Here is a 12596-nt window from a genome sequence, read left to right on the forward strand (position 1 = left end):
CGAACCGTCGACCGAGCGTCACGAACGGCGCAGCAGCCAGATCGACATCGCGTCCGTGCCGTGCCGGTGGGGCCACAGCTGCGCGCGTCCCGACCCGTCGGCGGGCGCCGAGAGGTCGAGGTCGTCACCGGCGACGCTCGAGAGGACCTCCCGGGCGTCGAGCTGCGTGAGTTCCGCACCGAAGTGGCGCTGCACCTCGGCGACCACACCGGCTGTCTCGGCGAGGTGAGGCGAGCACGTGACGTAGGCGACGACGCCGCCCGGAGCGAGAGCGGAGACGGCCGCGGTGAGCAACTCGGTCTGCAACTGCGTGAGTTCGGGGACGTCGGCGGGGGCTTTGCGCCACCGCGCCTCGGGACGGCGTCGAAGTGCACCGAGTCCCGTGCAGGGTGCGTCCACGAGGATGCGGTCGTACACGCCGCGGCCGGCGCGGGTGCGCCCGTCCTCCTCCGACACGGGCACCTCGATCGGAACTGCTGCGACGGACTGCCGCACCAACCGGGCGCGCGCCGCTGAGAGCTCGTTCGCCTCGAGGCGGGCACCGTGGGCGACGGCTTCCGCCGCCAAGACCGCCGTCTTACCGCCGGGTGCTGCGCAGAGGTCGAGCCAGAGCTCCCCGGATCGGACCGGCAACGCACGCGACAGGGCGAGTGCGGCGAGCTGAGATCCCTCGTCCTGCACGCGGACGGCGCCGCCGGAGCCCCTCACGATCCGGTCCGGATCACCTCCGGCGAGGCGGAACCCGATGGGCGAGTACGGCGTCCGTTCGGAGCCTTCCGGGATCTCCCCCACGCCGGGCAGTGCAGCGAGGGTGACGGTCGGTGCGGCGTTGTCGGCGGCGAGGAGATCGAGGAGCTCGTCCTCGCGCGCTTCCGCGGCCAGCGCGCGTCGGAAGGCGCGGATGATCCACACGGGGTGCGCATACCGGACGGACAGGCGCTCGTCGTCGGAGCGGGCAGCATCCTCGATGCGCGTCAGCCACTCCTCCTCTTCGCGCTCGGACACGCGACGGAGCACCGCGTTCGCGAACCCCGTGGCCCGTCGCCCGGCGACACGGCCGACGAGGTCGACCGTCTCGTGTACCGCTGCGTGAGACGGCACGCGCGTGGCGAGGAGCTGATGCGTTCCCAGTCGCAGGGCGTCGAGGACTGCCGCATCGATCTCGGAGGCCGCTCGCGAGGCGGCCATCTCGATGATCGCGTCGTAGGTACCGACGCGACGGAGCGTTCCGTAGGTCAGTTCGGTGGCGAGAGCGGCATCCGCCGTCGACAGGCGAGCCCGCTCCAACTCGCGCGGCAGCAGGAGGTTGGCGTAGGCGTCGTCCTCTGCGACGGCGCGGATGACGGTGTAGGCGACGTCCCGGGCAGCGCTCACGAGGCCGCCCCCGGCAGGTCGAGGCGCGGATCATCGGAGCGGAGACCGCGCCACCAGTCGGCGGCTGCCATAGGGCCTTTGCCTGCCGGTTGGACGGTCTTCAGCAGGACCGTCCCCTCCCCCGTGCCGACGAGGACGTCGCGCTCCACGAGGGCGATCCGGCCGGGCTCGAGAGTCGTGTCGGCACCGCGCAGGGCGGCGAGGACCTTCACCCGCTGACCGTCGAGCGACACGTGCGCGCCGGGCTCCGGAGTCGTGCCGCGGAAGCGGTCGACGACCCGGTCGGCAGGCTGTGAGAGGTCGAGGGCGCCGTCGGCCTGCGTCAGCTTCGGCGCGAGCGTCGCCTCGCCGGACTGCGGCGTCGCGACCGCGGTGCCGTCGGCGATCGCATCGACCACCCGCGTGACCAGGTCCGCCCCCGACGTCGCGAGATCAGCGAGCACGTCACCCGCGGTGGCTCCGCGCGGGACGTTGTAGCGCAGCTCCTCGAAGACGTCGCCCGCATCGAGGGCGGAGACGAGCTGGAAGACGGCGGCACCGGCCACCCGGTCGCCCGCGATGAGCGCGTGCTGCACGGGCGCAGCTCCTCGCCAGCGCGGCAGCAGCGAGAAGTGCAGGTTGATCCAGCCGTGCGACGGCGTCGACAGAAGAGGCTCCCGCACCAGCCCGCCGTACGCGACGATGACACCCAGCTCGGCGTCGAGGGCGGAGATCTCCGCCGTCGACACCTCGTCGAGGCGATCGGCCTTGATGATCGGCAGGCCGAGCTCGGCGGCGGCCACCGCCACGGGCGACGGCGTCATGACGCGCTTGCGTCCGATCGGCGCATCACGGCGGGTGACCACGCCGACGACCTCATGCGAGGAAGCCGCGAGAGCACGGAGGGAGGGGACAGCCGGGTCGGGGGTTCCGGCGAAAACGACGCGCATGCAGGTCCTCACAGATCGAGCTCGGGCACATCGAGCCGAACCCTGAGTGTAGTCCGGGGCCCCGGACCCCGGCGGCGCCCGCGGACCGCATCAGCCACGACCGACGCCCTCAACTGCTCGGCGACAGCCCGCCCGTGCGCGTAGTCGACCCGCACCAGAGCGCGCGACCCGTCGTCGGTGGGGACGGGTCCGAGCACGGCGAGCGGCCCGAGATCCGGCACCGCCTCGCGAAGCTCCGCGAGGGCGCGATCCACGGATACCGTGACCCCCTCGACGGCGGCGACCCGGACCGTCGGCGGCATCAGCAGCGGAGCGCGGTCGGCGAGCTCCATGCGGGCGTACGCGGGATGCGTCCACGTCGCCAGCGCCCGCGCCACGGGACCGGTGACGCCCACGAGGTGCACGGGCGCACCCGGCGCGGCCATCGCGGCGGCGTTCGACCACCAGCGGAGGCACGATTCACCGATTCGCAGCTGCTCGGTCATGAGCATCTTGTCGCCGTCGAGCAGGATGATCGCCCGGTACCCGCCCTCGGCCGGCGGTTCGGCGCCGCGCGTCGCAATGACGAGAGCCGGACGCGCGTCGACGGCGGTGACGGGGTGATCGCCGTCGGCGACGATGACACGGATGCCGGGGAACGCCCGGCCGAGCTCGTCGGCCGTCCGTTCACTGCCGGACGACGCCATCCGGAACCGTGTGCCCGCGCAGTTCGCGCAGGACCAGTTCGGTGCCGGCCGCCCGCACCAGCCGCAGTCGGGTGTCGCGCCGGGTCGGCGTGCCCGAAGCGGTCCGGCGCAGTGCCGGCAGCGGGCGGGCGTTCGGCACTCGGCGCACACGAGAACCGGCGAGTAACCCGGACGCGCGACCTGGACGAGCACCGGCCCGTGCTGCAGAGCCTCTCGCGCGGCGCCGAACGCGGCTGACGGCACTCGCGCTCCCCGGTGCTCCGCCTCGTGCGTCGCCGACAAGACGACCCGCGGGCTCGCCCGCCGCGCCGCCGGGATGTCCCGCAGCCAGCCGAGCTGAACGAGTCGCTCGACGTCCGTCGTCCGGGTGTGTCCAGCGAAGACGAGGGCCGAATGCTCCTCCTCCTGTCGGACGAGCGCCGCATCCCTCGCGTGCACGCCGGGGCTCAGCTGCTCCGCCAGCAGCGGGTCGCCGTCGTCCCAGACCAATACGGCCCCCACGTCGTGCGCCGGCGCGTAGACCGTCGACCGGTTGCCCACCACGATGCAGGGAGCGGGGCTCAGAAGTCGCAGGTAGGTGGCGAAGCGCTCCGGGCCCGAGCGCCGTGCATCGTCCCGCACGACGGCGTCATCGGGAACAAGAATCGCGAGGGCCTCGAGGATCTGCGACTGGTCACGGTGATCGGGGACGACGATGAGGGCGCTCCTGCCCCCGTCGAGGACGAGGGCCGCGAGGGCGGCGAGGAGATCCGACCATGCTCCGCGCAGTGCGCCAGGGGTGGGATGCGGCGGAGCGTCGAGAGCGATGCGCTCCCCCGCGAGGACCGCATCGGCGAGGCCCGGATAGATCGCCGTCAGCTCGCGTGCGCGGGCCGCGGCATCCGGGGTCACGGCGGGCGCTGTCGGCGGGTCGGCTGCCAGCCACGTCTTCTCCGCACGCACCATCCGCTTCGGGATCGCGAGACGCAGGACGTCGCTCGCCGATCCTGCGGCACGGTCGGCGACACGACGAGCGAGGGAGTAGAGCGACGCCGGGAGAACGGGCACAGCCGAGACGACGGATGCCACCTCGGACAACGGCCGCCCGCCGGGCTCGACCTCGGCCCGCTCGATGACCCAGCCCTCGATCATCCGACCGGCGCTCCGGAGCGGCACCTTCACCCGCACGCCCGGTTGGGCGTCCGCGCTCAGCCCCTCAGGGACGGCGTAATCGAAGAGTCGATCGAGCTGAGGCAGCGGCGAGTCGAGGAGGATGCGGGCGACGTCGATCACGGGCGCTCAGAGCCCGGCGGCGGTCCGCAATGCGTCGACGCGGTCGGTGCGCTCCCAGGTGAACTCCGGCAGCTCGCGCCCGAAGTGTCCGTAGGCGGCGGTCTGCGCGTAGATGGGGCGGAGGAGATCGAGATCGTCGATGATCGCCTGGGGACGGAGATCGAAGACGTCGCGGATCGCGGTCGTGATCTTCTCGTCGGAGACGTGCCCCGTGCCGAAGGTCTCGACGTACAGCCCGACGGGGGCAGCACGACCGATCGCGTAGGCGACCTGGACTTCGAGGCGGTCGGCGAGCCCGGCGGCGACGGCGTTCTTCGCGACCCATCGCATCGCGTAGGCCGCCGAGCGGTCGACCTTGGACGGGTCCTTGCCGCTGAACGCTCCCCCACCGTGACGCGCGGCGCCGCCGTACGTGTCGATGATGATCTTGCGACCGGTCAGACCCGCATCGCCCTTCGGTCCGCCGACCACGAACGGGCCCGCCGGGTTGATGACGTACCGGACGTTCGAGACATCGAGGCCGGTCTGTGCCAGGACGGGGTCGATGACCTCCGCCTGCACTGCTGCGCGGAGGGCGGGAAGCGAGATGTCGGGGTGGTGCTGCGTCGAGAGGACGACGGTGTCGACCGTCCGCGGCGTGGTGCCGTCGTAGCCGAGGGTCACCTGCGTCTTGCCGTCGGGGCGGAGGAACGGGAGCGCGCCGCTCCGACGGGCGTCGGTCAGCCGCTCGGCGAGCCGGTGCGCCGTCCAGATCGCGGTCGGCATGTACGACGGCGTCTCGTTCGTCGCGTAGCCGAACATGATGCCCTGGTCACCTGCACCGAGCGCGTCGACGGGATCGACGGAGCCGCCCTCGCGGTGTTCGAGCGCGTTGTCGACGCCCGCGGCGATGTCACCGGACTGCTCGCCGATCGACACCGTGACACCGCACGAGTCGCCGTCGAAGCCGGTCTCGGACGACGTGTAGCCGATGCGGTTCACGACGCGTCGGACGATTCCCGGGATGTCGGCGTAGCCGTCGGTGCGCACCTCGCCGGCGACGTGCACGAGGCCCGTGGTGACGAGAGTCTCGACGGCCACGCGGCTGCCGCGATCGACGGCGAGGAGGGCATCGAGGATGCTGTCGGAGATCTGGTCGCAGATCTTGTCGGGGTGACCTTCGGTCACAGACTCCGACGTGAACAGGCGCAGAGCGCTCATCGGTCCTCCAGAGGGCGGATCGGGGGTGTGAAAACCATCATGCCCGCGGTCCCCGACACGGGGGACACGCGGGCATGAGGATGACGCCGTGTGGCGTCGAGATCATGACGTCGAGGTCACTCGGCCGCGCGCAGGCGCAGCTTGTCCTCGTGGATCTCGTGGAGGGCGATCGTGAGCGGCTTGTCCTCGACGTTTGAGTCGACGAGCGGGCCCACGTTGTCGAAGAGGTTGCCCTCGTGGAGGTCCGAGTAGTAGTCGTTGATCTGACGCGCCCGCTTGGATGCGTAGATGACGAGCTGGTACTTCGAGTCGACCTTGTTGAGCAGTGCGTCAATGGGCGGGTCGATGATGCCCTGGTCACGGTTGGCCATGGTGGTCCTCCAGGATCGGTGAGGCGAGATGTCTGCCAGACTGCGCGAGTTCGCGGCACGGCATCCCCCCAGTCTACAGGTCGCACCGCTTCCCCGCCGCGCAGGCGCGCACTCAGCGGCTGAGGAGCTGCCGCTTCGAACTCAGTACGCCGGTGTCGAAGCCGGCGAGGTGGAGCCCGCCGTGGAACCGGGCGTGCTCGATCTTGACGCAGCGATCCATCACGACCGAGAGTCCCGCGTCAGCGGCGATCTTCGCGGCGCCTTCGTGCCACGACCCGAGCTGCAGCCAGAGCGCCGACGCTCCGGCATCCACCGACTCCTGCGCGACACCGGGGAGGTCGTCGTGCTTGCGGAAGACGTCGACGATGTCGGGGACGACGGGGAGATCGGCGAGCGACGCGTAGGCCGGCTGCCCGAGGATCTCGGTCGCCCGCGGGTTGACGTAGTACACGTCGTAGGGCGAGCTGCCGCGAAGGTAGGTCGCGACGAAGTAGCTGGCGCGTGCCGGGTTGTCGGAGGCCCCGACGATCGCGATCGACTTCGCCCGACGGAGGATCTCGAACCGCTCCTGCGGCCCCGCGGCCGGCCACGTGCGAGCAGGATGCGCGGCCTCAGGAGCCCCCGGTAGAGCGCACGAGGCGCCGTCGGTCGGGACGGACTGCGGGACGGCGCACGCGTTCGGATCGGTCATCGGCTGACTCCTGTGGCTCGGGTGAGGGCCTGATCGAGGTCCCACACGATGTCCTCGGGGTCTTCGAGACCGACCGAGATGCGGATGAGGTCGGCGGGCACACCGGCCGCGGTGAGCTGATCGGCACTCAGCTGCTGGTGCGTCGTCGAGGCGGGGTGGATGACGAGGGTCCGGGCATCGCCGATGTTGGCGAGGTGCGAGGCGAGCTGCAGCGCGTCGATGACAGCCTCACCCGCGCGACGTCCTGCGGCCACCCGTTCTTCCTCGTTCGCGGACTCGTCGGCCGCCTTCACGCCGAAGGCGAAGACCGAGCCCGGTCCGAGCGGAAGGTACTTCTCGGCACGGGCGTGGTGCGCGTGGCTCTGCAGACCTGCCCACGTCACGAACGAGACGCGGGGGTCGGAATCCAGCCACTCCGCGACGATCCGAGCGTTCGACAAGTGCGCGTCGATGCGCTGCGGAAGCGTCTCGACACCCTGGAGCAGGAGGAAGGCCGAATGCGGGCTGAGCGCGGCGCCGATGTCACGGAGCTGTTCGCTTCGGAGCTTGGTGAGGAAGCCGTACTCGCCGAAGTTGTCCCACCACTTGATGCCGCCGTAGGAGGCGACGGGCTCGGTCATCTGCGGGAACTTGCCGTTGCCCCAGTCGAACGTGCCCTTCTCGACGACCACGCCACCGAGGGTGGTGCCGTGCCCGCCGAGGAACTTGGTGACCGAGTGGATGACGATGTCGGCGCCGTGCTCGAGAGGCCGCGCCAGGTACGGCGTCGCCAGCGTCGAGTCGACCACGAGCGGGATGCCGGCCGCGTGAGCGACCTCGGCGAGACCTTCGATGTCGGCGATCTCCCCCGACGGGTTGCCGATCGTCTCGACGTAGAGGACCTTCGTCTCGGGGCGGATCGCCGCCGCGTAGTCGGCCGGATCGCTCGAGGCCACGAACGTCGTGTCGACGCCGAAGCGGCGGAGTGTCACGTCGAGCTGCGTGACGGTGCCGCCGTACAGCTGGGCGGAGGCGACGACGTGGTCTCCGACGCCGACGAGCGCGGCGAAGGTGATGAACTCGGCGCTCATGCCGGAGGCGGTCGCCACCGCGCCGATGCCGCCTTCGAGGGACGCGAGGCGCTCCTCGAGTGCAGCGACCGTCGGGTTGCCGATGCGCGAGTAGATGTTGCCGTACTTCTGCAGCGCGAACAGATTCGCGGCATCCGTCGCGTCGTCGAAGACGAACGAGGAGGTCTGGTAGATCGGCACGGCGCGGGCGCCGGTGGCGGCATCGGGGGTGCCGCCGGCGTGCAGCGCGCGCGTGCGGAAGCCGAAGCGGTGTTCGTCAGTCATGTTCTCTTTCTGGCGTGTGGATGGTGCGGCTCACGCCGCGGCCAGGGCGGCGGCGATGCGAGCGACGGCGTCGGGGTTCTGCAGTGAGGTCGTGTCGCCGAGGGGCGCGGGTTCGCGACCTGCGCGGCGGTCCTGCTCGGCCTCCCACAGCTGCGCGAGCAGCCGACGGAGGATCTTGCCGGACCTGGTCTTGGGAAGGTCGGGAACGACGATGACGTGGCGGGGCTTGGCCACCGGTCCGATCTCGCGCGCGACGTGCGAACGGAGTGCGGCCGGGTCGGGCTCTCCGGGTCCCGAGGGCACGACGAACGCCGCGACGGCGTGGCCGGTGATCGCGTCGACGACCGCGGTGGTCCCCGCCTCGCCGACGGAGTCGTGGGCGACGAGCGCCGACTCGATCTCGATCGTCGACAGACGATGTCCCGATACATTCACGACGTCGTCGAGGCGCCCGAGGATCCAGATGTGACCATCGGCGTCGCGGGTCGCACCGTCGCCGGCCACGTAGTACCCGCCGTGTTCGCCGTAGCCTGCATAGGCAGCCCAGTACGAATCGCGGTAGCGCTCCGGGTTCCCCCACACCGTCCGCGCCATCCCCGGCCACGGCCGACGGACGACGAGTGTCCCCGAGCGGCCGGGCCCGACCTCGCGTCCGTCGGAGTCGACCACCGTGGCGTCGATTCCGGGGAGTGCGACCGTCGCCGATCCGGGCTTCAAGGTCGTGACGCCCGGCAGAGGTGCGATCATCGCGGCGCCGGTCTCGGACTGCCACCACGTGTCGACGACCGGCACCTCGTCCCGACCGAAGTTGCGACGGAACCACACCCACGCGGCGGGATTGATGGCCTCGCCCACGGTTCCGAGCAGGCGGATGCTCGACAGGTCGTGATCGGTGGGGACCGCCTCGCCGAACCAGGTCATGAACGTCCGGATGAGGGTGGGCGCCGTGTAGTAGACCGTCACCCCGTAGCGCTCGATGATCTCGAGATGGCGTTCGCGGTGCGGCGCATCCGGTGTGCCCTCGTAGATCACCTGGGTGAGCCCGTTGGAGAGCGGGCCGTAGATCTCGTACGTGTGCGCCGTGACCCACGCCAGGTCGGCGGTGCACCAGTGCACGTCGTCGGGCTTCGCGTCGAAATGAGCCCAGTGCGCCCAGCTCGCGTGCGTGAGGTATCCGCCCGAGGTGTGGACGAGTCCCTTCGGCTTCCCGGTCGTCCCGGACGTGTAGATGATGAAGAGCGGATGCTCGGCGTCGAATGCCGGCGCCTCGTGAACGGTCGACGCCCTGTCGACGACGTCGTGCCACCACACATCGCGGCCGGGGGTCCAGGCGACATCCGCGCCGGTGCGGCGGACCACGAGGACGTGTTCGAGTGCGGGGAGCCCTGCGGCAGCGGCATCAGCGGCGGATTTCACCTCCACCGCTCCCCCGCGGCGGAACTGGCCGTCGGTGGTGACGAGGAGCTTCGCACCCGTGTCTTCGAGGCGAAACCGCACGGCTTCCGCTGAGAACCCGCCGAAAACGAGCGAATGAACGGCGCCGACGCGCGCGCAGGCGAGCGCGATCACGACCGTCTCGACGAGCACGGGGAGATAGACGACGACACGATCGCCGGGTCGGATGCCGAGCGCGACGAGCGCATTGGCTGCCTGAGACACCCGTCGCTGCAGGTCGGCGTAGGTGACCGACTCGCGGTCGCCGGGCTCACCCTCGAAATGGAGCGCGACCTTCCCGCCGCGACCGGCCGCCACGTGGCGATCGACGCAGTTGACCGCGACGTTCAGCGTGCCGCCGTCGAACCAGCGGGCGGCAGGAACGGAGAGCTCCCCGTCGGCGGTGCGGACGGGCGGACGCCAGTCGAGCGCCGTGTGCCAGGGGGTGATCCACTCCAGCCGACGCGCAGCCGCCTCCCAGAACGCGATCGGGTCGGCAGACGCGTCGGCGTACGCGGATTCCGTCACGTTCGCTTGGGCCGCGAACGCGGCGTCGGGCGTGTAGGTGCGGGTCTCGACGAGGCGCAGCTCGTCGGTGGCGTGAGCCGTCATGCCCATTTCCTCAACAGGCGGCGCTCGAGGAGGGTGACGAGCGCATTGGAGAGGGTGCCGAGAGTCGCCAGCACGACGATCGCGAGGAAGATCCGATCCACACGGCCGGTGCTCTGCGCGTCGGTGAGGAGGAACCCGAGGCCCATCGAGGCGGCGAGGAGTTCGGCCGCCACCAAGAAGAGCCACGCCTGGGCGAGCGCGAGTCGGAGACCGGAGATGAGCGAAGGAACGGTGGCGGGCAACTGGACCGAGCGGAAGAGTTCCCAGCCGCGCAGACCGAAGGAGCGTCCCATCTCCACGAGATGCGGATCAACCTTCCGGAGCGCGCCGGCGACGGTCGTGAAGAGAGGGAAGAAGGCGCCGATGGCGACGAGGGTCACCTTCGAGTCCTCTCCGATTCCCATCCACAGCATCAGCAGCGGGACGAGAGCCAGGGACGGGATGGCGCGGAACGCCGCGAGAATGGGGCTCAGAAGCACGTCCCCGGAGCGGGTGAGACCCACGACCGCAGCGACAGCGAGTCCCACAAGCGAACCGAACGCGAACCCGAGGAACACGCGCTGGACCGAGATGGCGACGTGACGCCACAGGGAGCCGTCTGCCGCCAGCTGAACCGCCGCGTTGACGACGTCGAGTGGCGCCGGCAGCCGGTAGGTCGGGATGAGTCCGAACCCCGTGACGGCCTGCCACAGCGCGAGCACGGCGAGGGGGACGACGAGGCCCCCGACGATGCGGACGCTCGTCCGCGACCAGAACGGCACCACCGCCGCCGCGCCCGAGGGCGCCGCGGCGGCGGTGATCGCCTCTGCAGAGGCCGTCATACTCAGCCCGCCGCCTTCTCGGCGAACGTCGGCTCGATGATCGTGTCCAGCGCCTTGTCGACGGCGTCCTGCCCGCCGGTGACGGCGTCGGAGTCGACGAGGACGGGCGCGATCTTCTTGAGGACGGCCAGCTGCGCATCGCCCGGGATGCCGCTCACGTCGAGGTTCGAGCGTTCCGTGATGACGGTCGTGGCGACCTTCGGGTCGATACCGGCCACCGTCGCGAGGAGATCCGCGGTCTTCTCCGGGTTCGCGAGCGCCCAGGTCCGGGCTTGTTCGTACGCGTCGACGACGACCTGAGCGACGTCCTTGTGGTCGGTGAGGAATTCTTCGGTCGCGTTGAGGAACCCGTAGGAGTTGAAGTCGACGTTGCGATAGATCAGCTTGTCGCCGGATTCGACCTCGGCGGCCGCCATGATCGGGTCGAGGCCCGCCCAGGCGTCGACCGATCCCCCGTCGAGCGCTGACCGGCCGTCGGCGTGCTGCAGGTTCTGCACGTCGACGTCCTTCACGCTGAGTCCTGCGGTCTCCAGCGCCTGGAGGAGGAAGAAGTACGGGTCGGTGCCACTGGTGGCGGCGACCTTCTTGCCCTTCAGATCGGCGACGGAGGTGATGTCGCTGTCGGGTCCGACCACGATGGCCGACCACTCGGGCTGCGAGAAGACGTCGACGACCTTGATGGGCGAGCCGTTGGCGCGGGCGAGCAGTGCCGCCGAGCCTGCGGTCGATCCGACATCGAGCGCTCCGGCGCGCAGCAGCTCGTTCGCCTTGTTCGATCCCGCGGACTGCGTCCACTCGACGTCGACCTCGTCGCCCAGCGCCTTCTCGATGAGGCCCTGGTCCTTCACGACGAGGCTGAGGGGGTTGTAGGTGGCGAAGTCGATCGACAGCGTGTCGGTCGACCATGTGCCGGCCTCACCTGACGTCGAGCTCGCGTTCTCGCCGGCGAGGCATCCCGTCGCCATGAGCATCACCACGGCACCCACGGCGAGGGCGGGAACGGTGCGGCGGGTGAGGGTGCTCATCGGGTCTCCTGAGGGGTTGAGCGGTGGGTGTCCACGCCGAGTCCATCGAGAAGCTCGGCGCGAAGGTTCGTGAAATCGCGATCGGCGCGGTCACGGGGACGGATGCCGGGAACGTCGATCACGCGTGCGATCGAGGAGTCCTCGGAGTCGGCGTCGATGGCGCGCAGCTGGAGCACGCGATCGGCCAGATACAGCGCCTCTTCGACATCGTGCGTGACGAGCACGACGGTCGTGGGCTCGGCGGAATGGATATCGAGGAGGAGGTCCTGCATACGCAGGCGGGTCAGGGCGTCGAGGGCACCGAAAGGCTCGTCGAGCAGGAGCACCTCCGGACCGCGGGCGAGCGCCCGGGCGAGCGACGCGCGCTGCGCCATCCCTCCGGAGACCTCCCGGGGGCGGAGCGCCGCAGCGCCCGTCAGACCGACCAGTTCGAGGAGTTCCGCGACGCGGGAGGAGACCTCGCCGCGCGAGGTGCCGCGCGGCATCCCGAGGTGAACGTTCTGGGCGATGGAGCGCCACGGAAGCAGGCGCGGCTCCTGGAAAGCGACGGCAGTGCGGTCATCCGTGTCGCGCAACGGCGTGCCGTCGACGGTCACGGACCCGCCGGTCGGGGCATCGAGGCCCGCGAGCAGGCGCAGGAGCGTCGACTTGCCGCAGCCCGACGGTCCGACGACGGCGATGATCTCCCCCGGCCGGAAAGCGAGATCGACGTCGCGGAGGACGGGGACCGGTCCGCTCGCACCCGCGAAGGTCCGGCTGACGCCCGACAGCGAGACGGCGCCACGCGGAGCGGGCGTGCTCCGGGCAGCGTCGGAGACGGTGAGGACGGCGGACATGAGTCCAGCCT

Annotated in this window: 11 protein-coding genes; all 11 read right to left on the reverse strand. The window is 70.6% G+C overall.

The window, feature by feature from the left end; translation table 11 throughout:
* Positions 1-18 precede the first annotated feature (18 nt).
* The 11 genes from MO1_RS03625 to MO1_RS03675 all read right to left on the reverse strand — a co-directional run bounded on the left by MO1_RS03625 (position 19) and on the right by MO1_RS03675 (position 12585).
* Positions 19-1374, reverse strand: a complete 1356-nt coding sequence (locus tag MO1_RS03625; RefSeq protein ID WP_060915234.1) for an RsmB/NOP family class I SAM-dependent RNA methyltransferase — start codon at positions 1372-1374, stop codon at positions 19-21.
* Positions 1371-2303, reverse strand: coding sequence for a methionyl-tRNA formyltransferase (gene fmt, locus MO1_RS03630; RefSeq protein ID WP_060915235.1), 933 nt, complete (start codon positions 2301-2303; stop codon positions 1371-1373). Before fmt ends, MO1_RS03625 begins: the two co-directional genes overlap by 4 nt.
* A gap of 8 nt (positions 2304-2311) precedes the next feature.
* Complete coding sequence (locus MO1_RS03635; protein ID WP_060915236.1) at positions 2312-4261, reverse strand: primosomal protein N' family DNA-binding protein; 1950 nt, start codon at positions 4259-4261, stop codon at positions 2312-2314.
* A gap of 6 nt (positions 4262-4267) precedes the next feature.
* Positions 4268-5461: a methionine adenosyltransferase gene (gene metK, locus MO1_RS03640; protein WP_036308981.1), complete on the reverse strand. Its 1194-nt coding sequence runs from the start codon at positions 5459-5461 to the stop codon at positions 4268-4270.
* 116 nt (positions 5462-5577) lie between these two features.
* Entirely contained in the window at positions 5578-5832 is a 255-nt protein-coding gene (rpoZ, locus tag MO1_RS03645; protein WP_018186758.1) for a DNA-directed RNA polymerase subunit omega, read from the reverse strand.
* A 112-nt stretch (positions 5833-5944) separates the two neighbouring features.
* Positions 5945-6523, reverse strand: coding sequence for a CoA-binding protein (locus tag MO1_RS03650; protein WP_060915237.1), 579 nt, complete (start codon positions 6521-6523; stop codon positions 5945-5947).
* Complete coding sequence (locus MO1_RS03655) at positions 6520-7857, reverse strand: O-acetylhomoserine aminocarboxypropyltransferase/cysteine synthase family protein (protein ID WP_036308977.1); 1338 nt, start codon at positions 7855-7857, stop codon at positions 6520-6522. Before MO1_RS03655 ends, MO1_RS03650 begins: the two co-directional genes overlap by 4 nt.
* Before the next feature lie 30 nt (positions 7858-7887).
* Positions 7888-9903 (reverse strand): acetate--CoA ligase, encoded by a 2016-nt coding sequence (gene acs, locus MO1_RS03660; RefSeq protein WP_036308976.1) that lies wholly within the window; start codon positions 9901-9903, stop codon positions 7888-7890.
* A complete protein-coding gene (locus MO1_RS03665; RefSeq protein WP_060915238.1) occupies positions 9900-10724 on the reverse strand; it encodes an ABC transporter permease in 825 nt (274 codons plus the stop codon). Before MO1_RS03665 ends, acs begins: the two co-directional genes overlap by 4 nt.
* A gap of 2 nt (positions 10725-10726) precedes the next feature.
* The gene (locus tag MO1_RS03670) at positions 10727-11749 is read right to left on the reverse strand and encodes an aliphatic sulfonate ABC transporter substrate-binding protein (protein WP_060915239.1); all 1023 of its coding nucleotides are present in this window, start codon (positions 11747-11749) and stop codon (positions 10727-10729) included.
* Entirely contained in the window at positions 11746-12585 is an 840-nt protein-coding gene (locus tag MO1_RS03675; protein WP_060915240.1) for an ABC transporter ATP-binding protein, read from the reverse strand. Before MO1_RS03675 ends, MO1_RS03670 begins: the two co-directional genes overlap by 4 nt.
* Positions 12586-12596 lie beyond the last annotated feature (11 nt).

Source organism: Microbacterium oleivorans NBRC 103075, from assembly GCF_001552475.1.
Classification (GTDB): domain Bacteria; phylum Actinomycetota; class Actinomycetes; order Actinomycetales; family Microbacteriaceae; genus Microbacterium; species Microbacterium oleivorans.

Excerpts from the sequence above, each read along its gene's own strand:
- MO1_RS03665 (WP_060915238.1), bottom strand. The coding sequence starts at position 10,724 with ATGACGGCCTCTGCAGAGGCGATCACCGCCGCCGCGGCGCCCTCGGGC.
- acs (WP_036308976.1), bottom strand. The coding sequence starts at position 9,903 with ATGACGGCTCACGCCACCGACGAGCTGCGCCTCGTCGAGACCCGCACC.
- fmt (WP_060915235.1), bottom strand. The coding sequence starts at position 2,303 with ATGCGCGTCGTTTTCGCCGGAACCCCCGACCCGGCTGTCCCCTCCCTC.
- metK (WP_036308981.1), bottom strand. The coding sequence starts at position 5,461 with ATGAGCGCTCTGCGCCTGTTCACGTCGGAGTCTGTGACCGAAGGTCAC.
- MO1_RS03655 (WP_036308977.1), bottom strand. The coding sequence starts at position 7,857 with ATGACTGACGAACACCGCTTCGGCTTCCGCACGCGCGCGCTGCACGCC.
- MO1_RS03650 (WP_060915237.1), bottom strand. The coding sequence starts at position 6,523 with ATGACCGATCCGAACGCGTGCGCCGTCCCGCAGTCCGTCCCGACCGAC.
- rpoZ (WP_018186758.1), bottom strand. The coding sequence starts at position 5,832 with ATGGCCAACCGTGACCAGGGCATCATCGACCCGCCCATTGACGCACTG.
- MO1_RS03675 (WP_060915240.1), bottom strand. The coding sequence starts at position 12,585 with ATGTCCGCCGTCCTCACCGTCTCCGACGCTGCCCGGAGCACGCCCGCT.
- MO1_RS03670 (WP_060915239.1), bottom strand. The coding sequence starts at position 11,749 with ATGAGCACCCTCACCCGCCGCACCGTTCCCGCCCTCGCCGTGGGTGCC.